Raw genomic sequence first — 21,899 nt, 5'->3', positions numbered from 1 at the left:
CACGGCGCGGAGTTTCACGTGGAGACTCACGCGGACTCTCACCTGGACTCTCGAGTGGCGGGTCGGTCGTCACGGTCGTTCCGCCGTCTCCGCAGTCTCCACCGGCTCCAGAGTCTCCAGCCCTGACGCGGTCTCCCGGTAGCGCTCGCCGGTGAGGGGGCAGCGCCAGTCGGTGCCGTCGGCCACGAGCGGTCGTCCGGCCTTGCCGACCCAGCCGACCTGCCGGGCCGGCACACCCAAGACGAGGGCGTGATCGGGGACGTCCTTGGTGACCACGGCGCCGGCGGCCACCGTGGCCCACGCGCCGATGGTCACCGGGGCGATGCAGACGGCGCGTGCGCCGATAGAGGCGCCGGTGCCGATGGTGACGCTGACGCGTGTCCAGTCGTCGCCGCGTTTCAGGCTGCCGTCCGGGTTGGTGGCGCGCGGGAATTCGTCGTTGGTCAGCACAGCTGCGGGACCGATGAAGACGCCGTCCGCCAACCGCGCCGGTTCGTAGACGAGGGCGTGGTTCTGAATTTTGCAGTTTCGTCCCAGTTCGACGCCCGGACCGATATAGGCGCCACGACCGATGGTGCAACCGGCGCCGATGACGCAGTTCTCGCGCACCTGGGCGAGGTGCCACACCACGGCACCCGCGCCGAGTTCGGCTCCGGGGCCGACGTCGGCCGAGGGCTCGACGCGCGCGGACAGCCACGATGGTTCGGTATGGAGGATGGTCATCAAGGTGCTCCCGGACAGTATCGGTCACCAGTCGGTCACCGGGGATGGCGATGTCTCTGCCGCGTCGGGGGTAACGGGCGGACCGTGAACCTCAACCTAGGGTCCGGATGGTTGGGCGGCAACAGAGGATCGTGTCTCGGAGACGAATCGCGCAGCAGTCGAGTAGAGGGTTGACGGGACCACGTGCTTCTCCGCGTACCGGTTCGCCCCGATCACCCGTGCGGGAGCGGGAAGGGCGTCTGGAGCAGGAGCCCATCACTCTGGGTCGGCCCCCGGGATCCCCATAATCTGGCGATGAAGCCGCTATTCGCCACGTCTGCCTTCGGGAGCTTGCATGACTGTCCGTCGCTGGGCCAGAGGTATCGCCGTCATGGTGATCGTGGCCGCCGTCGTGGGCATTCTCGTGCTGACACTTTCCCGCCCCTCACCGACGAGGGTGATGGACGACTATTCGGGACATCCGGCGTCGCCGACACCCTCGCCGTCTCCGTCTCCGTCGTCCGGGTTGAGCCAGGCACCAATCCCTGCGCCGTCCGCCGCCGCGCTGCCGGAGAGCCCCGGCGAATCACAGGATGCCGAGGGGAGGAATCGACCGACCTGGGACCCGGCCGCTCAAGCCCCGGAGGGTGCCGACGTGCAACCCAAGGTCCCCCTCGGTCTCGGTGCGAGCCCGTACCGGCTTCCTCACCCCGCGGATCGGCCACCGGTCCTCACGGAGGCCTTGGTGGCAGCGGACGCAGAGGGGAAGCTGGCCGAGGGATTTCCCGAGGACTTGATGCCGGTGACCCCCGGTGCCGAGATTCGGTCCTCCTCCGTGTCGCCACAGGGCCAGCGGGTTCTGGTCGGCGTTCGCGCCGTGACCGGTGACGACGTGCGATCCGTTGTCCGCTTCTACACCCAGCACTGCGGAGACCGTGGCTGGCCTGTCATTGACACCCCGACGACCGCCCCGACCAGCCCAGCCGCGTCGAGACTGCACTGCGGGATCGGGACGGACTCATTGACCGTGACGGCGATGCCGCTACCGACGGGGAGGGTGGACGTCACCCTCATGGGCGCGTTCGACACTGGAATTTCCGCCACAGCCGACCACTAGTCGCCGACCACAAGAGGACCGAATGTATATTTCCCTGGCCGGATTCCGCGGTCCTGACGCCGGAACCGAGACACAGGCCTCCACTAGCACCGGTGCAGTCCGGGGCCGAGTCGTGGCCTTCCGGGTGGCGCCCACCGTCGTGGCGCTGGGCATGGTCAGTCTGCTGACCGACGTCTCCTCGGAGGCTGTCGCCGCGGTGCTGCCGTTGTACGTCACGGGAACCCTGGGGCTGTCCATGGTGGCGTACGGCTTTCTGGAGGGACTGCACCAGGGGACGAGCGCCGTGGTGCGGATCGCCGCCGGCTACGCGGCAGACCGTTCCGACCGTCCGAAGGCGCTCGCGATGGCCGGCTATGGACTGTCCATGCTGACGCGCTGCGGCCTGCTCCTGGTCCAGGGCTTCGCCGGGATAGCTGTCCTCGTGGGAATCGACCGGCTCGGGAAGGGAATTCGAACGGCTCCTCGCGACGCCATGATTCAGCAGGTCTCCCAGCCGGAGCACTTAGCCCGTTCCTTCGGCGTGCACCGCATGCTGGACACGATCGGCGCCACCATCGGTCCGCTGCTCGCCTTCGTGGTGCTGCTGATCGTGCCGGAGGGATACCGGGTGGTGTTCGCCTTGTCTCTGGCCTCCGCGCTGATCGGCGTGGCCGTGCTGGCACTGTTCGTTCCGGCGGTGCGCATCGGGAGAGCGCCGCGCACGACGTCGGAGGTGCCGGTTTCCGCCGGCCTCGCGACCTGGAGCAGACCGCTGAAGAGACTGTTGCTGGCCGCGGGCGCACTCGGCCTGCTCACCGTCGGGGACGGTTTCATCTATCTGGCGCTGATGTCTCACGGGAACCTCGCCCCGTTGTGGTTCCCCCTGTTGTTCGTCGGCACGAACGCCGTCTTTCTGCTGCTGGCCGTTCCGGTGGGCCGGATCGCCGACCGGACCTCGCGGGGCGCGGTCCTGGTGATCGGCCACGTGTTCCTCGCCGCGGCCTATCTGGCCGCGGCCATGGGCTCCACCTGGATCGCTGTGGTCCTGAGCCTGGTGATGCTGGGCGGCTTCTACGCCGCCACCGACGGTGTCCTGGCGGCGCTCGCGGGCCAGTTCTCGGCTCCGGGGCGGACCGCCACCGGCATCGGGGCGGCCCAGACGGTCGTCGCGGTCACCCGGCTGCTGGCGTCAACCGGTTTCGGCGTCCTGTGGGTCCTGTTCGGTCCGGTGCCCACCATGGTGGGGGCCGCCGTCGTCCTTCTGCTGGTTCTGCCGGTGGCGTGGTGGCTGGTGACCCGACCGTGACGGTGCTCTCGGGGCGCGGTCGGTGGTTGGTCCTCGGCGCCATCGCGACCGTGTCCGTGGGCGGCGCCGGACTCTACGGCGTCCACGCCGCGCACGAGCACCAGCAACGCACCACGGGCGCCTCGACTGCCAGGGTCTCGGCGAGCCTGCCAACAGGTCCGCACATCACCTTTCGGAACACCGCCGCCGGCGAGGGCTACGGGATGGTGGCCTCGGTGGCGTTGTCCGACCCGGACGGGGCGCGCGACGTGACGAGTCAACCGTGTGACCGAGTGGACGTGGCCGGTGACTACCTCTCGTGTCTACGGACCGTGCGCGGGATCCCCACCACCTTCGAAACGCAGGTGTACGAGACCGGTGGCGGTCCTGTCACCACGTGGCCCCTCGCCGGTATTCCCAGCAGGACCCGGGTGTCTGAGGACGGTCTGATCGCGACGACGGCCTTTGTCACGGGTCACTCGTATGCCGCCGACTCGTTCTCGACCGAGACCACCGTCAAGGCTCCCGACGGCCGGGACTACGGGAATCTGCAGGATTTCGTCATCACCGTGGACGGACGGCCGTTGACGGCCATCGACAGGAACGTCTGGGGCGTGACCTTCTCCGGGGAGCACCGCTTCTATGCGACCGTGTCCGCCGGAGGGACCTCCTGGCTGGTGGAGGGAGATCTCGACGAGCGCACCATGACGTCCCTGGCGACCAATGCCGAGTGCCCCTCCGTTTCACCGGACGGCACCCGGGTGGCCTTAAAAGTTCGTCGTGGAGCTGACGGCGGAGGCGGGGTCATGGACATCGTCGGGGCCACCGGCGTGCACTGGGACGCCGCTGTGCTGGATCTGGCCACCGGCGAGCGGACCGTCATCGAACTGGAGCGGGGCATCGACGACCAACTGGAGTGGCTGGACGACGGCACGCTGCTCTACGGCGCGCCTCGTGAGGACGCCGGCTGGGACGCCGACGTCTATCGCTTGGCGCCGGAGGCCGGAGCACAGCCCGAACTGTTCATCGAGCACGCCTGGTCGCCGTCGGTCGTGCGGTGACCGGCTCAGTCCTCGGTGTACAGCAGGTCGACGAAATAGTTCGTCGCGCCCCAGGTCTGATCCGGAACTAGCCCGCCGGGGCCGTAGATGAACCGGCCGTTCTCACCCGCCAGAGACAGCGCCCCGTTGGTGACCGGCGTGCTGAACCCGCCCGAGGTATAGGTATAACCACCCTGTGGAGCATGGCGGGAGACGGTGAAGGTCGTCCCGGCGGGCAGCGATATCGGCGCGTCCAGCAGCGCGATCTGCCAGCCGGTGCCGGCCGTGTCCGCGAAGGGTGCCTGGGCCAGCCGAGTGCCGTTCTCGTCCCAGAGGGTCCCGGTGCCCGCCTCGCCCGCATCCCGGCCGCGGTAGTAGCGCAGTGCCTGAACGGTGATGTCCCGATCCGTCGTCAGCTGGACCCCCAGCTCGACGGCGGAGGAATCGCCGGAGGTCAACGCCGCCGGCTCGCTGGCGCCCAAGAAGGACTGGACGGTGCCGGCAGCGGGGTCCGCGACGCGGAACGTCCAACGCCTCTCCGGTGGTGCGCTCTCGTCGTCCCCGGCATCCGTGCCGGCGGCCGACACGCCGGTCACCGTGACGGTGATGAGTTCTCCGGCCGGAAGAGCGGCGGCCGGAGTGAAGAGCAGACCCCTCCCGTCGGCCGTCTGCGTCGTCTCGCCCGGGATGGCAGTCGTTTCCGTGGCCAGGGACATCTGCGCGTCGGCGTGAATGGGTTGATCGAAGGTGACGGTGACCGGGTCGTGGGCGTCCACGGCGAGGGACCCCGCCGCCGGTGAACGGTCGACGATCTGTGGTGCGGTCGCATCCGGCGTGAACCGGACGTCGACGAGGTAGTTCGTCGAGACCGAGTGATCCGGAAACGGATCACCGTAGCTGTATCGTCCAGAACGCTCGTCCACCCGCAGCGGGCCGCTAGACGTGGCGGCAGCCCAGTACCCCGGTGTCGCCGAATACTGGTCGGCCGTGGCAGCCACCACGTATTCCGTGCCGGGTTCCAGCCGGATCGGTTCGGCCAGCGAGGCGTACTGCCAGCCCGAGACGGATCCTGCACCGAACGTGACCTCGGACAGCAGCGTGCCGTCGCCGGTGTACAGAGCACCATCACGCTGCCCGGTGGTTCCGGCGGCTCGGTAGACCTCGATGCCGTTCACCACTCCGGGCTCGGTGGTGGTGAATCGGGTGCCCACGGTGACGGGTTGACCGTCGTCGATCAGCGACAGGGCCGGCAGGAAGGTCTCGTCCATCAGGCCGCACGGGCAATCGCCCGTGGCGGTCCTCCACGTGCGGAAGGTCCAGTGATCACCGTGCTCGAGGGAGTGCCCTGCGGCGTCTTCGGCGGCGATCGTCACGGAATAGCGCGTGCTCTCCGAGAGGGGCTCCGCCGGGGTGAAGCTCGCTGTCCGCGTCGCCGGATCATAGGACGTGGTCCCCTCGATCTCGGTCCCGACGTCGGCGCCCGTGCCGCCCAGCCCCTCCTCGCCGACGGTGACGGTGATGTCCACACTGGAGGCCGCTACATCGCGCGACAGCGTCGCACTGATGGGAGTGGTGACCGGGACGCTCACCGCCGTGTCGGCCGGTTGAGGGTTTCCGGCACTCAAGGGGATCTCGCCGCTGGGCACGAAAAGAGCGTCCACGAAGTAGTTGGCATTCTGGAAGGAGTTGGTCGGATACTCGCCCAGCCGGCCGTAGACGCCGGCATCCGGAACACCGAATCCTCCGGCCACGCGGAGAGGAGGGCCGTCCGTGCCGCGGTAGGCAAACGCGTGGGGCTCAGCGGCATAGTGGCCGGCGGGAGCGGAGTAGGAGACCACATAGTCGGCACCTGCGGTGACGGGCACGGGCTCGGAGAACTCGGCGGTGCGCCAGCCGTCAGCGGGGGCCTCGGGGTCGGACTGGGAACCGGCCTCGTCAAAGGTGACCGTCGCCAACCGCGTGCCGTCCAGATCCCACAGTGTCCCGGTATGGGGGCCGATGTTGGCGGCGCTGCCGTAGAAGCGCACGCCCGTGATGGCGCCGTCCTCGGTGGGGCTGAACCGGAGGCCGAGCTCGACGCTAGCCGTATCGCCCGTATCCGGAGTCTCGGGTTCCCGTTCGCCCAGGGCGCTGTAGGGGCCGGCGACCGTGGTGGTCACCGGGGTGCCGTCGTCCGGATAATTGCCGCTGTCGTCGATGGCCCGAACGAGGACCGTGTGCTGGGAGAGGCCGGTGGGGAAGTAGCTGAAAGACCAGTTCTCCCGGCCGTCCGCCGGCGTCCACGTGGCCCCGGCGTCCACGGAGAACTCGACACCGGCCACCTCGCCCGCCTCCGGGCCGGAACCGTCGGTGGCCGTCCCGGAGAGCGCGACCTCTGTACCGTGACGCACGGTGTCTGTGGGGGTCTCGGTGACCTGAACGGTGGGCGGCGTGGTGTCGGAGGACGCCTCCGCTCTCTGCAGCCCATCCATGAGTGTGGCGGGTTGAACACCCATATCGGCGAACAGATTGACCTGGGCCTGCTGCATCCGGGGGTCCGCGGCCGCGCCATCGCCGTCGTGCCACTCGTCCAGCCCCCACGTCCACTGGACGCTGCCGGCGGAGAAGACCAGCGCACCGGAATCGGCCTGATAGAGGGTCACATGGTGACTCGTCTGGCCCGGTGCGACGGTGTTGCCGAAGTCCTGCAGGTACTCGGGAACGTCACCGGTCGTGGTGGACAAGTGGATCAATCCCGGTGGACGGAAGCCGTTGAGCACGTCCTCGTTCGATTCGTAGCCCACCGTGTGAGGGGCCAGTTCCTCGCTGGATCCGGCCGGCTGGGCGTCGAGCCCGGTATCGCGCCACAAGCGCAGGCCACCTTCGCGATCATCCACCGTCACCGCAAGGTCGCTGAAATTGACCATGTACGCGGTTCCGGTCAAGGCGTTCTCCGGGACCCCGCCGCCGTTCTCCACGGAGGCGAACCGGGGGTCGCGGAAGGTGCCCGTCCACTCCTCGGCGGGATCGATCTTGTCATCGGACCAGGTCTCCTTGTAACTGACCAGCGTCCGGTGGTCGTCTCCGGCGGGGTCTGTGGGCGAGGGTTCGTAGCGAACGCGCCAGTACATCTCGTTGCCGGAGAGGAACTGCAGATGCACACCGGCATCTCGGGCTGCCTTGACGTTCTCGCGTTGCTGTCCGGACCAGTACTCGTCGTGACCCACGGAGAGGAACACCTTGTGATGGGTCAGCTGGTCACCGAAGCGATCGGTGTCCACCCCGGAGAAGTACGTGACGTCATAGCCGTTGCGCTCCATGAAGCGGACCAAGGGGTACTCGTTCCCGAAATAGAAGTCGCGCGCCTCGATTCCGCCGCGCGTGGCGAAGGGCCGGTTGTAACTGATCTTGTAGGCACGGCCGTGATCGGCACCCTGGTAGAAATCCGATCCGCCATAGGCGTTGTAGGCATGCCACGTGGTGTCCGAGGTCTGGAACAGCACCTCGGAGGTGGAACCGTCGTTGCGCACCACAAAGGTGATGTGGCTGGCGCCACCAGTGTCTTTGCGGGTGAGTTTGGCGAGATAGACGCCGGACACGGCGTCGGCGGGCACGGACCACGAGGCGGAGACCGCCCAGGTGCCGCAGTCCGTGAGCTCGGTGGTGGCATCAGTCAGACATTCCGGCTGTACCTGGGGCAAGGAGGCGCTGGGCTCCGTGGAACCGACCTTGCGCGCCCCCAGGCCTTGGTACCAACCGGTGCGGTAGATGTCGACGTCGTAGTCGGCAGCGTCCGTGTCGATCTTGAAATCGATGGTCTCCCCGGCGTTCACGGAGATGTCGGTGGCGAAACCTTGAATCGAGGCAGCACCGGCTCCGTTGATCTCCCACTCCGACCAGTGAGCGCCGGGTTTCGAGTTCTCACACACGATGGCGTTCTGCTCGGGCCCGCACGGATCGGCGGCGGACACCACGGGCGCCCAGCCGAAGGGGATCACCACGGCGACGACGGCGAACAGCGCCATGGTCACGATGGGCCACCAGCGTCGTGGTCCCGGCCGGTGACGACGATGCGGTCGCTGCAGCGGCTTCACGAGCATCAGCGGCACACGGTCGCGAGGGGAGGGGAATGCGGGTTTCACGGCCTTAGCGTAGAGAGCTGCTGCGGGGGCTCGACAGAGGAACGCGGCCGAACACGCGGTGAACGGGTACCAGCACCCGGCTCGATCGGCCACCGTCGGTACGAGGCGAGTACGAGTACGGCTGAGCCTCCTCGCACGGTGCCACTCGTCACCCGGTTCGGAGCCGTCGCGACCGAGCGTCTAGACTGGCCCGCGGCAGTCATCCATTTCTCGACACTCTGCCGTTCGCCACTGGAGACCCGTCCTCCAGCACTGGCGACCACTGGACGATCGAAGCAGGAGCGCAGATCCTTGACCGAATCCACCGTGGCGCCCGCACCGCCGGCAGCCGTGATTGTTCTGGCCGCAGGCGCAGGGACCCGGATGAAGTCCAAGACCCCCAAGATCCTGCACCCGCTCGGCGGCACTTCGATGATCGGTCACGCGCTCGCCGCCGCCGCCGGGCTGAACCCCCGGGAACTGGTCGCCGTCGTGCGCCATCAGCGGGACCTGGTGGCCGAGCACATCACCTCCCTGTCCGAGTCCCTGGGCACCACGCCGACCATCGCGGACCAGGACGAGGTCCCCGGGACGGGCCGCGCGGTGCAGTGCGGACTGGAGGCCCTGCCGACAGCGCAGAATGTCACCGGCACCGTCGTGGTCACCTACGGCGATGTCCCGCTGCTGACCACCGAGCTGCTCGGCGAGCTCGTCGGCCGTCACGAAGCCGAAGGCAACGCCGTCACGGTGCTGACCGCACTGCTGGACGACCCCACCGGCTACGGACGGATCCTGCGGGACGAGGCCGGCTCGGTGGCCGGCATCGTGGAGCACAAGGACGCCACCGACGAGCAGAGGCTCATCAACGAGGTCAACTCCGGGATTTACGCCTTCGACGGCGCCGTCCTGACCAGCGCCCTGGCCCAGGTGACCACGGACAACGCCCAGGGCGAGATGTACTTGACCGACGTCCTCTCCATCGCCCGAGCTGCTGGGGGCCGGGTCGCGACCGTGGCCACGCAGGACCGCTGGCAGGTCGAGGGCGCCAACGACCGGGTGCAGCTCGCAGCCCTGGGCGCGGAGATGAACCGCCGCACCGTCATCGCACACATGCGGGCCGGGACCACGGTCCAGGATCCGGCCACCACCTGGATCGACGCGACCGTGACCCTGGAGCCGGACACCACCATCCTGCCCAACACGCATCTGCAGGGTGCCACACACATCGCCGAGGACGCCGTCGTCGGTCCGGACACCACGCTGGTGGACACCACGGTGGGGACCGGTGCGAGGGTGACCCGCACCCAGGCGGCCGGTGCCGTGATCGGTGCCGGGGCCGCCGTCGGGCCCTTCACCTACATCCGTCCCGGGACGGTGCTGGGCGAGGAGGGCAAGATCGGCGCCTTCTACGAGACCAAGAACGTCACCGTCGGTCGGGGTTCCAAGCTCTCCCACCTGGGCTATGCCGGGGATGCGGAGATCGGCGAGCACACCAACATCGGCTGCGGGAACATCACCGCCAATTACGACGGCGTCAACAAGCACCGGACCGTCATCGGCGACCACGTCCGCACCAGTTCCAACACGGTCTTCATCGCCCCGGTGACCATCGGCGACGGCGCCTACACCGGTGCCGGCGCGGTGGTCCGCAAGGACGTCCCCGCCGGCGCGCTGGCCCTCACCGTGGCGCCGCAGCGCAACTCCGAGGGCTGGACCGAGGAGCGCCGTCCGGGCTCACCGGCGGCTGAGGCGGCCGCCCGCGCCCGCTCCGAGAAGCCCGACGCCGGCGCCTGAGCCGGCCGATACACTCACCTCACGCACCCCATCCCCGCACCTCACGCCGGCCACCCCATCGACGAATCAGGAAGTACACCCCTATGAACGAGATCACTCTGCACGGCGAGAAGAAGCTGGTCCTGGCTGCTGGGCGTGCGCACCCGGTGCTGGCCGGGGAGGTCGCCGAGGAACTCGGCACCGAACTGTTGCCGATGAGCGCCTACGACTTCGCCAACGGAGAGATCTATGTGCGTTCGGGCGAATCCGTGCGGGGCAAGGACGTCTTCGTGCTCCAGTCCCACCCGGCTCCCTTGAACAACCACCTCATGGAACAGCTGCTGATGCTGGACTCGTTCAAGCGCGCCTCGGCCAAGCGGGTCACGGTGGTCTCGCCGTTCTATCCCTATGCCCGTCAGGACAAGAAGGGCCGCGGCCGCGAGCCGATCTCCGCGCGACTGGTGGCGGATATGTACAAGACCGCCGGCGCTGACCGCATCATGAGCGTGGACCTGCACACCGCCCAGATCCAGGGCTTCTTCGACGGCCCCGTGGATCACCTGTTCGCGGTGCCGCTGTTGAGCGACTACATCCGCGACAAGACCGAGGGCGACGAACTCACGGTGGTCTCCCCGGACACCGGCCGCGTGCGAGTGGCGGAACAGTGGGCCGAACGCCTCGGCGGCGCCCCCTTGGCCTTCGTGCACAAGTCCCGCGACCTCACCGTCCCGAACCAGGCCGTGTCCAAGCAGGTCGTCGGTCAGGTCGAGGGCCGCACCTGCGTGCTCATCGACGACATGGTCGACACGGGCGGCACGATCTCCGGCGCGGTCCGGGTGCTCGAGGAAGCCGGCGCCAAGGACGTCATCATCGCGGCGACCCACGCGGTCTTCTCCGAGCCGGCCGCCCAGCGCCTGGCCGAGAGTGGAGCCCGGGAGGTCGTGGTGACCAACACCCTGCCGATCCCGGAGGAGAAGCGCTTCGACTCCCTGACCGTGCTGTCCATCGCGCCGCTGCTGGCCCGGGCCATCCGCGAGATCTTCGAGGACGGCTCCGTGACCAGCCTGTTCGACGGCAACTCCTGAGCCGGTGCAGGCCTACTTGGTCAACTACTTGGTCAACTACTTGTTCAACCAGGCGGTGACCTCGCGGGCCTGACGGGCGAGCACCTTGCCCACGCGCGGCTCGGCGGCCTGGGCGATCTTGCCGCCCACGAGCGGGATCTTGCATTCCGTGGTGCCGGTGACCTGCACTTCGGTGCCGGACTCGGCCGGCAGCACCAGTTGTTCGGCCGTGACACTCGCCTTGGCCGCGGACGCCGTGACCACCAACTGTCCTGTTCGGGAACCGTCGGCGCCGGGAGCGGACCAGGTCTCGTGCTGTTCCACGCTGAGCTTGTCTCCCAGGAAGCGGCCGGCGAACTTCTGCACGGCGTCGGGCAGCTTGTTGACGGGCACGGAGCGCACCATGGTCAGGGTCACCGGTCCGGACAGCTCGCCCTGGCGCTCGAAGGCGACGAGCGCGCCTCCCAGTTTCTCGGTCACCGCGCGATTGAAGTCTTCGTCCACCAACGCGGAGAACACGTCGGCCGGCGGATGAGCGATGGTCGTGGATTCCTTGAACGCCATGGGGATCCTCCTGTGAGTGCTGTGAGTGCTGTGAGTTCGAAGGGTGAGGCCTCCGCTGCGGGCGGACACCACGCCCGAGCCTATATCGAGCCAGTATGCTGGGAGGAATGACGACACCCCATCCGTTGGCAGGGCTGCTCCCCGCCCTGCTGCAGGACCAGGCCGTCGCGGCGGCCGCTCAGTCAGCCGCCCGCACCGGTGCCGACCGCACTGAAGACCTGGAGATCAGCCTTCCCGACGGCGCCCGGGCACCGCTCGTGGCCGTGCTGCAGGGCGGTTCGGGCGAGGCGGGTTCCGGAGAGAGGGCAGGACTGTCCCGGCCCGGCGTCGTGCTCCTGGTCACCGCGACCTCACGCGAGTCCGAGGACCTGGCCACATACTTGGCTGGGTGGATGGATCCCGACGCCGTCGCGCACTTCCCCTCGTGGGAGACCCTCCCGCATGAGCGGCTCTCGCCCCGCTCCGACACCGTCGGCGCTCGATTGGCGGTTCTGCGTCGGCTCGCCCACCCCGGAGAGGACGGCAGACCGCCGCTGTCCGTGGTCACCGCCCCGGTCCGCTCGGTCCTGCAGCCACTGGTCTCCGGCCTCGGCGACCTCACGCCCGTCCGGTTCTCCGTCGGCGAGGAGCACGATTTCGACGAGGTGGTCCGGGCCCTGTCCGACGCGGCCTACTCCCGCGTGGACATGGTGTCCCGTCGCGGCGAGTACGCGGTCCGCGGTGGCCTGCTGGATATCTTCCCGCCGACCGAGGCGCATCCGCTGCGCATCGAGTTCTTCGGCGACGAGGTCGAACAGATGCGGTACTTCTCGGTGGCCGATCAGCGTTCGCTCACCGACACCTCCGGTGACGACTCGGCTCATCCGACCACGCTGTACGCGCCGCCGTGCCGCGAGCTGCTGCTCACCGAGGCGGTCAGGCGCCGCGCCTCCGAGCTGATGCCGTCTCTGCCCGGCGCTACGGACATGCTCGAGCGGATCTCCCAGGGGATCGCCGTCGAGGGCATGGAGTCCCTGGCCCCGATCCTGGCGGACGGCATGGTGCCGCTGGTCGATCTGCTGCCCGAGGGGTCCCTGACCGTGCTGGTGGAGCCGGAGAAGATCCGCCACCGCGCCGATGATCTGCTCAGCACCAACGAGGAGTTCCTCAGTGCCGCCTGGGCTACTGCGTCCCAGGGCGGTGCGGCGCCGGTGGACCTCAGCAATGCCGTGACCGCCGCCCTCGGGATGCATACCGCCGAGAACGGCGGCAGTGACTCCGCAGGCCAGGCCGGAGCCGGCGGGTTCGCCACGCTCGCCGAGACCCGGACGGCGGCGTTGCGCCGATTCCAGGGCTGGTGGCAGCTCACCGCTCTGGGGGCCGACGTCGAGCTGTTGCCGGACGCCTCGGCGCTGCGGACCACGCTGGCCGAACCTCAGGGGTTCGCCGGTGATGTGGAGGCCATGAAGGACCATGTGGCCGGCCTCTGCCGCGACGGTTGGCAGGTCGTGATCGCCACCGACGGTCCCGGCCCGGCCCGGCGCCTGGCGGAACTGTTCGGTGAGGCCGAGCTTCCCGCCGTCGTGGTGGACGCCGTGCCAGAAGAACCGCAGCCGGGCTCGATCACCATCACCACCGCCGTCGCCGGCTCCGGCTTCTGGCTGCCGGGCGCCAAGCTCGCGCTGCTGACCGAGCAGGAGCTCTTCGGCCGCAATCGCGTCTCGAGTGCGCGGGGCGCGACCAAATCCCTGGCGCGCAAGCGACGCAATGCCGTCGACCCGCTGTCCCTCGCCGAGGGCGACTACGTGGTGCACCAACAGCATGGGATCGCCCGGTTCGTGGAACTGCAGCGGCGCAAGGTCGCCAGCGGTTCTGGTGCGGATTCCTACCGCGAGTACCTGGTCCTGGAGTACGCGCCCTCCAAGCGCGGTGCGCCGGGGGACCGGTTGTTCGTGCCGACGGACCAGTTGGACCAGGTCACCCGCTACGTGGGTGGGGAGTCGCCGAGCCTGTCCAAGATGGGTGGCTCGGACTGGGCATCCACCAAGTCCAAGGCCAAGAAGGCCACCAAGGAGATCGCCGGCGAGCTGATCCGCCTCTACTCGGCGCGGATGGCCTCGCGCGGGCACGCCTACGCTCCGGACACCCCGTGGCAGCGGGAACTGGAGGAGTCGTTCCCGTTCATCGAGACGCCCGACCAGCTGACCTCCATCAACGAGGTCAAGAAGGACATGGAGGCCGAGGTTCCCATGGACCGGCTGGTCTCCGGCGACGTCGGCTTCGGCAAGACCGAGGTCGCCGTCCGGGCCGCGTTCAAAGCCGTCCAGGACGGCAAGCAGGTGGCGGTGCTGGTCCCGACGACGCTGCTCACCCGCCAGCACCACGAGACCTTCACCGAGCGGTTCGCCGGGTTCCCCGTGACCGTCAAGCCCCTGTCCCGGTTCCAGAACGCGCGAGAGTCGAAGGAGACTCTCGAGGGCATGGCCGACGGCACCGTGGACGTGGTGATCGGCACCCACCGGCTGCTGTCCAAGGAGATCCGGTTCAAGGATCTCGGTCTGGTGATCGTGGACGAGGAGCAGCGCTTCGGTGTGGAGCACAAGGAGGCGCTCAAGACGATGCGCACCAACGTGGACGTCCTGTCCATGTCCGCGACCCCGATCCCGCGCACCCTGGAGATGTCCCTGACCGGCATCCGCGAGACCTCCACCCTGGCCACGGCCCCCGAAGAGCGCCATCCCGTGCTGACCTACGTGGGCCCGAAGACGGATCAGCAGGTCACCGCCGCCATCCGCCGCGAACTCATGCGTGAGGGCCAGGTCTTCTTCGTGCACAACCGGGTCTCCTCCATCGACTCCGTGGCCGGCCGGATCCGCGAGCTGGTGCCCGAGGCCCGCGTGGTGGTGGCCCACGGCAAGATGGGCGAGGCCCGTCTGGAACAGGTGATGGTGGATTTCTGGGAGCGGAAGTTCGATGTGCTGGTCTCCACCACGATCATCGAGACCGGCCTGGACATCGCGAACGCGAACACGCTGATCATCGATCGCGCCGACGCCTACGGACTGTCCCAGCTGCACCAGTTGCGCGGCCGCGTGGGCCGTGGCCGGGATCGCGCTTATGCCTACTTCCTCTACGACCCGGAGAAGTCCCTCAACGAGACCGCCCTGGAACGCCTCAAGGCCGTTGCCGCCCACAACGAGCTGGGCTCCGGGATGCAGCTGGCGATGAAGGACCTGGAGATCCGCGGCGCCGGCAATCTGCTCGGCGGCGAACAGTCCGGGCACATCGCCGGCGTCGGATTCGACCTGTACCTGCGGATGGTCGGCGAGGCGGTGGCCGACTTCAAGGGCGGTGAGGACACGGTCCCCGCCGAGGTCAAGGTCGAGCTGCCGATCAACGCTCACCTGCCGCACGACTATGTGCCGGGGGAGCGGTTGCGCCTCGAGGCCTACCGCAATCTGGCCCAGGCGAACGACGACGAGGCCGTCGACGCCGTCGTCGAGGAACTGCAGGATCGCTACGGCGAGCTGCCGGACGCGGCCCAGAACCTGGTGGCCGTGGCCCGGTTCCGCAATGCGGCCCGCGCCGCCGGGGTCACTGAGGTGATGCTCATGGGCCCGAACGTGAAGTTCGCCCCGGCCGACCTGCCGGAGTCCCGCGAGATGCGGTTGAAGCGGATGTACAAGGGCGCCTCGGTCAAGCCGGCGCTGAACGCGGTGATGATTCCCCGGCCGAAGACGGCCCCCGTGGGTGGCCAGGATCTCGTGGATCTGCCCCTGCTGGACTGGGCCGCCCAAGTGCTGAAGGCCATCTTCCTCCCGGACCAGCCGGCCTGACGCTCAGCCTGCCCCCTCCGTCACTTTGCGGGCAGAACGAACCGGTTCGTTCTGCCCGCAAAACGCGTCCACCAGGACGGTTGCGGGACGCCGGAGAGCCAGGGGGACAGTGGCGAGGCGTTGATGGCCAGCCCCACGGCCCAGCTGATCAGCACGGTGAGGACGAACTTGGCGCCGTCTTGTGTGACGCCCTCATCCACGAGGGTTGCCAGCAGCCAGCCGTGGAACAGGACCACCACGGTGCCCGTGCGCACCAGGGCGTTGACCGGCCGGGTCATGCCCTGCACCAGCCGATTCACCACCGTGCTGAAGATGAGCACGAAGCCGGCGGCGGTCACGATCCCCACCACCGGGCTGAGCAGGAACGTGCCGAAGCCGGAGAACTTGATGTTCAGTGGCTCCACCCCCAGTCGGACGGCGGTCAGCCCGAGGACCACGGCCACGGCTCCGGTCAGCGCCCGGTACCGGGGGATGCGCGGTTGGATCTCGTAGCGGAAGAACTCGCCGGCCAACACGAAGAACAGACACGGCAGGGCCAGCCCCATCCCCAACGGCGTCCGGCCGAGCATGCTGTCCGGGAGCATGGACAACACCAGACCGACGACGGCGACGCCCCAGGCCACCTGGACCGGCACCTGCTCCAGCACACGGCGCAGCACGGCCACGAAGAACAACACGGAGATGAACCAGAAGGCCCACCACGGCGGCGTCTGGCCAGAGCCGCCGTACCAACCGCTCGCCATCAACGGCCAGAAATCATCCGGCGAACCCTGAGTCCACGCCCAGGCAGCCACACTCATGATCACGGCCCACACCAGGTACGGAACGCCCAGAGTCTTCCACCGGCCCTGAATCTCGTGGCCGACGGAGCGTCCGCGAGTCCAGAAGTAGCCGGTCAGGAAGAAGAACAGCGGCATGCGCCAGATCTCGAGGTACTCGCCCCCGGGCAGGCGCGAGCCGTAAGAGTGCCCGACCACCACGGCGACGATGGAGACGACTCGCAGCACGTCCACTCCGGTGTTGCGGTGTGAACGGGCTTTCGACGCGGCCGGGGAGGGTGCGTGAAGTATACGACCCTCCGAGATCAGTGCCCCGCGTGGCGGGAGGTGGTCTCCTCCACGTGGATGACGTCGTGATCCACAGAGTCACTGCGGCCGATGAGCTGTTGCGGAAGCAGGTACGTCAGCACGGCCAGACCCAGGGCGATGAGGCCCGGAAGCCACACGAGCTCGAAGTCCCACCAGCTCATGGCGTAGAGGCTGCCGACGAACATCAGGAAGCACACCACCGTCATGAGGAAGTTGCCCCAGAAGTTGCCTTCACCGGAGTAGTTCTTCGGCTGTCCGTTAACGATCACGATGTCTCCTCAGGCGGGGCGTTCGGCGGGCGGGGTGGGCGGGTCGCCCGCGTGCCGGTGGTGCGGTATTAGTCAGTACTAGTCAGTCTTCAGGATAGCAAGGGCTGAACTCGCGCCGATCCGTGTGGCGCCGGCGTCGATCATGGCCAGCGCGTCCTCGCGGGAGCGAACACCGCCCGAGGCCTTGACTCCCACGTTCGGTCCGACCACACGGCGCATCAGGGCGACGTCCTCGACGGTCGCCCCGCCCGTGGAGAACCCGGTGGACGTCTTGACGAAGTCGGCTCCGGCCTCGACGGCGGCAGCGCAGGCCAGTTCCTTGGCCGGGTCGTCCAGCAGGCAAGTCTCGATGATCACCTTGAGCATGGCGCCGCCCTCGTGCACGGCCCGGGCCACGGCGCCGATGTCCTCGACCAGCGTGTCCCGCTCGCCGGCCAACACGGCCGCGATGTTGATGACCATGTCCACCTCTTGGGCTCCACTGGCCACGGCACCGCTGGCCTCGGCGACCTTGACGGCAGTGGTGGTGGCCCCCAGGGGAAACCCGACGACGGTGCAGGTCAGCACTCCACTGCCGGCCAGCGCCTCGTTCACGGCGGGGACCCACACCGGGTTGACGCACACGCTCTTGACCTGGGCCCCGGCGGCCTCGGCGCACACATCCAGGATGTCCTGGCGCGAGGCTTGCGGCTTGAGCAGGGTGTGGTCGATGTAGGCGGCGAGCTCCGCGGTGGACAGGGAGGACAGAGAAGAATCAGGGCCGTTCTGCATGCGCTCCAGCGTACCGTCTGGCGCTACTGACCCAGCGCTGCACTCATGGAAGCCTTCAGGGTGTCGAGCGCGACGGCGGCCTCGGCCCGGACGGCGCCCAACGCCGCTCGAAAGGCTCCCGGAGAGGCCGGCATGTCCCCGGAGGACACGGGGCGAACGACCTCGAGGTAGCACTTGAGCTTCGGCTCAGTTCCCGAGGGCCGAACGACCACACGCGAGTCATCGGCCGTGGTGTACATCAGGGCGTTGGTGCCCGGCAGCCCCCGGTATCCCTCGGTGAGATCCACCGACTCGACGACCGTCTGCCCGGCCACCGTGCTCGGCGGATCAACCCGCAGCCGAGTCATCATCGACTCCAGCCGCGACAGGTCGTCCACACGCACGGAGAGCTGCCCGGTGACGGTCACCCCGTAGTGCAGGGCGATCTCGTCCAGGGCGCCGAGCAGCGTCAAACCCTCGTCAGCCAGGGAGGCCGCCAGCTGCGCCGCGACCAGTGCCGCCGTCATGCCGTCCTTGTCCCGCACCATCTCCGGAACGGCACAGTAGCCCAGAGCCTCCTCATAACCGAAGCCCAGCCCCGGCACGCGAGCGATCCACTTGAATCCGGTGAGAGTGGTCTCGTGGGGAATCTCGCGGTCTGCCGCCACGCGAGACAGCAAGCGGGAAGACACCACAGAGTTCGCGACGACGGCCTGGCCGCGCTCCAGACGGTCCATCAGGTGACGGCCCAGCAACACCCCCACCTCATCACCGGTGAGCACCCGCCAGCCGTGCTCGCGGTCCGGGACGGCCAGGGCCAGCCGGTCGGCGTCGGGGTCATTGGCGATGACCAGGTCGGCATTTCGTTCCCGGGCGGCGGCCAGCGCGAGATCCATGGCGCCGGGCTCTTCCGGGTTCGGGAAGGCCACGGTCGGGAAGTCTGGGTCCGGCTCGGCCTGCTCGGGCACCACGAAGGGCCGGCTGAATCCGGCGTCCTCGAACAAATCCGGCAGCACCGCACCCCCGACGCCGTGCAGAGGGGTGTACACGATCTCGAGCCGGCGAGGACTGACGCGGCCAGCATCCAACGCCCGGCAGGCGGCCAGACGATAGGCGGCCACGATCCCGCGGTCTGCCACGGTCCAGCCGCTGGAGGCCAGTGGAATGGAGTCCGGCGACGCCGTGTGGTCGATGCACGCGGCGATCTCGCGGTCACTCGGCGTGGTGATCTGAGCTCCGCGGCCGGCCTCATCGGTCATCCGGCCGCCAAGGTAGACCTTGTAGCCGTTGTCGGCCGGTGGATTGTGGCTGGCCGTGACCATCACGCCGGCGTCGGCGGTCATCGAACGCACCGCGAAGGCGAGCACGGGGGTCGGCAACGCGGTGGGCAACAGGATAGTGTCGAGTCCTGCGGCGGTGAACACGGCGGCCGAATCGAGGGCGAACCGTTCGGAGCCGCGACGGGCGTCGTAGCCGACCACCACGCGCGGGGGAGTGGTGCCCTCTGTATTCCCGGGCGAGTCCAGGTTCTCCTGCGAGTCCAGCCGCTGTAGCAGGTAGGTCGCCAGCCCTGCGGCGGTACGACGGACCACCGTGCGGTTCATCCGCGCCGGACCGGGCCCCTCCTCGGCACGCAAGCCGGCGGTGCCGAACTCGAGCGGTCCGGCGAAGCGGTCGGCGAGGGAGGCGATCGCGGCGGCGTCCCCGGCCTTGGCCGCGGCGATCTCGTCCTGCAGCACCCGGCGATCGTCGTCGTCGGGATCCTGCCGGGCCCACTCGACGGCGGCCGCCAGCACCACCGGGTCGAGACCGGCGTCCTCGGCGAGGTTCCTGGGATCAGTCATGTGTGGCTCCACTCTCATCGGCTGTGCGGACGGCCGACGATCAGATGCGGTCGATGATGCCGGCCAGCAACGCGGAGATGCGCGGGCCGGCGTCCCGGCCGGCCTCCACGACCTCGCCGTGACTGAGCGGTTCACCGCTGAAGCCGGCGGCGGCGTTGGTGACCAGGGAAATGCCGAAGACCTCCAGGCCCGCATGGCGAGCGGCAATGGCGTCCAGGGCGGTCGACATCCCGACCAGATCCCCACCGATGGTCTTGGCGTACCGAACCTCGGCGGGCGTCTCATACTGCGGCCCGGGGAACTGGACGTAGACGCCCTCGGGGAGCTCGGCGTCGACCTCGCGGGCGAGGGCGCGCAGACGCGGGGAGTACAGGTCCGTCAGATCGACGAACTCCGCGCCGACCAGCGGGGTGGCCCCGGTGAGGTTGATGTGGTCGGCGATGAGCACGGGAGTGCCCGGCCCCCACTCCGGGACGAGTGAGCCGCATCCGTTGGTCAGCACCACGGTCTGCGCGCCGGCGGCTGCGGCGGTGCGCACGGTGTGGGCCACGGCGCCGGCATCGCGGTGCTCGTAGTAGTGGGTACGGGAACCGAACACCAGAGCCTGGCTCCCGTCCTTCAGGCGCACCGAGCGCACCGTCGGGTTGTGCCCGGGGACCGACGGCGCCGCGAAGCCGGGCAGCTCTGCCGTCGGCACGGTGTGCGTGGTCTCGCCGATCAGTTCGGCCGCACCTCCCCAGCCGGAGCCGAGCACGACGGCGACACGGTGCGTGCCGATCCCGGTCGCCTCCCGCAGTGCCGCAGCCGCCTGACGCGCCTCGGCGAATCCGGGATGGTCTCCCCGCAGCGGGGAATCAGAAAGTGAAGTGGGTGCGTCGGGGGAGGGGATGGCGTCAGTCACGGCCACAGCCTAGTGGGCATGACGAGCAAAGACGTCCTCGGCATTCGGCAGGAGCGGTGCCCGTGAGACAGAATGGTGCCCGTGACTACGACCCAGATCCACTCGCGTCCGTCCCTCACCATCATCGGTGGTGGCCCCGGTGGCTACGAAGCGGCCATGGTCGCTGCCAAGCTGGGGGCCGCCGTGACCATCGTCGAGTCCAAAGGCATGGGCGGTTCCGCCGTGCTGACCGACGTGGTCCCCTCCAAGACCCTCATCGCCACGGCTGATTCCATGCGACGTGCGTCCGGGGCCTCCGGCTTGGGTGTCGAGTTGGGCGACGAGCCGGCGCGAGCGGATATGCGCGTGGCCAACCGTCGGCTCCTGGCGTTGGCTTCCGAGCAGTCGAATGACATTCGCCGAGGGCTGGAACGCTCGGGGGTCCGGATCGTCATCGGTCAGGGACGGCTCGTCGGCCCGACGACCGTCGAGGCCGTGACCGAGAGCGGCACCGAGATCATCGAGTCCGAGAACGTTCTCATCGCCACCGGCGCCAGCCCGCGTGAGCTGCCCACGGCGGTGCCGGACGGCGAGCGCATCTTCAACTGGACGCAGGTCTACTCGCTGACCGAGGTGCCCGAGCACATGATCGTGGTCGGTTCGGGCGTGACCGGCGCCGAGTTCGCCTCGGCGTACAACCAGCTCGGAGCCAAGGTCTCGCTGGTCTCCTCGCGTGACCGAGTGCTGCCGGGCGAGGATCCGGACGCCGCCGTCGTGCTGGAGGAAGCCTTCGTGGAAGACGGGGTGAACCTCGTCAGCAAGACGCGGGCCGAATCCGTGGAGCGCACCGCGGACGGTGTCCGGGTCCAGTTGACCGGGGGCCGGATTCTGGAGGGCAGTCACTGCCTCGTGGCGGTCGGGGGCATCCCGAACACCGCCGGCCTCGGCCTCGAGGAGGCCGGCGTGAAGCTGAAGGACTCCGGCCACATCGCCGTCGACGGCGTCTCCCGAACCTCCGTGCCCGGGGTCTACGCGGCCGGCGACTGCACGGGCGTGTTCGCGCTGGCCTCCGTGGCCGCCATGCAGGGCCGCGTGGCCGTGGCCCACCTGTTGGGGGATGCGGTCAAGCCCTTCCAGCCGCACTTGGTCACCTCCAACATCTTCACCTCGCCGGAGATCGCCACCGTCGGGGTGACCGAGGAGCAGGTGGCCTCCGGGAAGTATCAGGCGGACATCCTCAAGCTGGACCTGAGCACGAATCCCCGGGCGAAGATGCAGAACGTCACGCGCGGTTTCGTCAAGATCTTCGCGCGTAAGGGTTCCGGCACCGTCATCGGGGGCGTGGTCGTCGCGCCACGTGCCTCCGAACTGATCTACTCGCTGGCCCTGGCGGTCAGTCAGCGGCTGCACGTGGACGATCTGGCCAACACCTACACGGTGTACCCCTCGATCTCCGGTTCGATCTCCGAGGCCGCGCGGCGGCTGCACGTGCACCTCTGACGCGTCCGACGAACCTGAATTGCCGTCATGGCCATGGCGATTTAACCCCGACTAGCGACCCTGTTCACTCCCCGGCGATGGACTGGTGCGGTCCGGTCTTCTTGGAGACCACCGTTTCGTTCAGGAGGG

15 protein-coding genes are annotated in these 21,899 nt (G+C 68.6%); 7 read left to right on the top strand and 8 right to left on the bottom strand.

Annotation, left to right across the window (positions count from 1 at the left end; genetic code table 11):
* Window positions 1-69: 69 nt before the first annotated feature.
* On the bottom strand, window positions 70-723 hold the full coding sequence (locus tag ACFQQD_RS11925; protein WP_378089587.1) for an acyltransferase: 654 nt from the start codon (window positions 721-723) through the stop codon (window positions 70-72).
* A 334-nt stretch (window positions 724-1,057) separates the two neighbouring features.
* Here ACFQQD_RS11925 and ACFQQD_RS11920 point away from each other — a divergent pair, with 334 nt between their 5' ends.
* From ACFQQD_RS11920 to ACFQQD_RS11910, 3 genes are read left to right on the top strand one after another with little or no spacing between them, the layout of a single operon-like run.
* Window positions 1,058-1,819 (top strand): hypothetical protein, encoded by a 762-nt coding sequence (locus tag ACFQQD_RS11920; protein WP_378089585.1) that lies wholly within the window; start codon window positions 1,058-1,060, stop codon window positions 1,817-1,819.
* Window positions 1,820-1,841: 22 nt separating this feature from the next.
* Window positions 1,842-3,104, top strand: a complete 1,263-nt coding sequence (locus tag ACFQQD_RS11915) for an MFS transporter (RefSeq protein WP_378089583.1) — start codon at window positions 1,842-1,844, stop codon at window positions 3,102-3,104.
* Window positions 3,083-4,144 (top strand): hypothetical protein, encoded by a 1,062-nt coding sequence (locus tag ACFQQD_RS11910; RefSeq protein ID WP_378089581.1) that lies wholly within the window; start codon window positions 3,083-3,085, stop codon window positions 4,142-4,144. The genes ACFQQD_RS11915 and ACFQQD_RS11910 overlap by 22 nt, the downstream gene beginning before the upstream one ends.
* A 5-nt stretch (window positions 4,145-4,149) precedes the next feature.
* Here the strand turns inward: ACFQQD_RS11910 and ACFQQD_RS11905 are convergent, their stop codons facing one another.
* Complete coding sequence (locus ACFQQD_RS11905) at window positions 4,150-8,244, bottom strand: DUF4082 domain-containing protein (protein ID WP_378089579.1); 4,095 nt, start codon at window positions 8,242-8,244, stop codon at window positions 4,150-4,152.
* 291 nt (window positions 8,245-8,535) lie between these two features.
* Here ACFQQD_RS11905 and glmU point away from each other — a divergent pair, with 291 nt between their 5' ends.
* Together glmU and ACFQQD_RS11895 are read left to right on the top strand one after the other, a co-directional pair.
* Complete coding sequence (gene glmU, locus ACFQQD_RS11900; RefSeq protein WP_378089577.1) at window positions 8,536-10,017, top strand: bifunctional UDP-N-acetylglucosamine diphosphorylase/glucosamine-1-phosphate N-acetyltransferase GlmU; 1,482 nt, start codon at window positions 8,536-8,538, stop codon at window positions 10,015-10,017.
* 83 nt (window positions 10,018-10,100) lie between these two features.
* Window positions 10,101-11,081 (top strand): ribose-phosphate diphosphokinase, encoded by a 981-nt coding sequence (locus ACFQQD_RS11895; protein ID WP_378089575.1) that lies wholly within the window; start codon window positions 10,101-10,103, stop codon window positions 11,079-11,081.
* A gap of 36 nt (window positions 11,082-11,117) precedes the next feature.
* On the opposite strand, the gene ACFQQD_RS11890 is transcribed toward ACFQQD_RS11895, so the two are convergent.
* Window positions 11,118-11,624: a DUF2505 domain-containing protein gene (locus ACFQQD_RS11890; protein ID WP_378089573.1), complete on the bottom strand. Its 507-nt coding sequence runs from the start codon at window positions 11,622-11,624 to the stop codon at window positions 11,118-11,120.
* 107 nt (window positions 11,625-11,731) lie between these two features.
* Between ACFQQD_RS11890 and mfd the strand changes: the two genes are divergently transcribed.
* Window positions 11,732-15,439 carry a transcription-repair coupling factor gene (gene mfd, locus ACFQQD_RS11885; RefSeq protein ID WP_378089571.1) on the top strand — a complete coding sequence of 1,236 codons (3,708 nt, stop codon included), beginning with the start codon at window positions 11,732-11,734 and terminating at the stop codon, window positions 15,437-15,439.
* 20 nt (window positions 15,440-15,459) lie between these two features.
* On the opposite strand, the gene ACFQQD_RS11880 is transcribed toward mfd, so the two are convergent.
* From ACFQQD_RS11880 to ACFQQD_RS11860, 5 genes are all read right to left on the bottom strand, one after another.
* The gene (locus ACFQQD_RS11880) at window positions 15,460-16,446 is read right to left on the bottom strand and encodes an acyltransferase family protein (protein WP_378089569.1); all 987 of its coding nucleotides are present in this window, start codon (window positions 16,444-16,446) and stop codon (window positions 15,460-15,462) included.
* 77 nt (window positions 16,447-16,523) lie between these two features.
* On the bottom strand, window positions 16,524-16,796 hold the full coding sequence (locus ACFQQD_RS11875; protein ID WP_378089567.1) for a hypothetical protein: 273 nt from the start codon (window positions 16,794-16,796) through the stop codon (window positions 16,524-16,526).
* A 78-nt stretch (window positions 16,797-16,874) separates the two neighbouring features.
* On the bottom strand, window positions 16,875-17,567 hold the full coding sequence (gene deoC / locus ACFQQD_RS11870; RefSeq protein ID WP_378089565.1) for a deoxyribose-phosphate aldolase: 693 nt from the start codon (window positions 17,565-17,567) through the stop codon (window positions 16,875-16,877).
* A 23-nt stretch (window positions 17,568-17,590) separates the two neighbouring features.
* Window positions 17,591-19,390 carry a phospho-sugar mutase gene (locus tag ACFQQD_RS11865; protein ID WP_378089563.1) on the bottom strand — a complete coding sequence of 600 codons (1,800 nt, stop codon included), beginning with the start codon at window positions 19,388-19,390 and terminating at the stop codon, window positions 17,591-17,593.
* Window positions 19,391-19,430: 40 nt separating this feature from the next.
* On the bottom strand, window positions 19,431-20,237 hold the full coding sequence (locus ACFQQD_RS11860; RefSeq protein ID WP_378090122.1) for a purine-nucleoside phosphorylase: 807 nt from the start codon (window positions 20,235-20,237) through the stop codon (window positions 19,431-19,433).
* 126 nt (window positions 20,238-20,363) lie between these two features.
* Here ACFQQD_RS11860 and ACFQQD_RS11855 point away from each other — a divergent pair, with 126 nt between their 5' ends.
* Window positions 20,364-21,770 (top strand): NAD(P)H-quinone dehydrogenase, encoded by a 1,407-nt coding sequence (locus tag ACFQQD_RS11855; RefSeq protein WP_378089560.1) that lies wholly within the window; start codon window positions 20,364-20,366, stop codon window positions 21,768-21,770.
* Window positions 21,771-21,899 lie beyond the last annotated feature (129 nt).

The organism is Citricoccus sp. GCM10030269 (assembly GCF_042665635.1).
Taxonomy (GTDB): Bacteria; Actinomycetota; Actinomycetes; order Actinomycetales; family Micrococcaceae; genus Citricoccus.
Note: the sequence above shows the minus strand (reverse complement) of the source record. Positions and strands in the feature narration are given on the sequence as shown.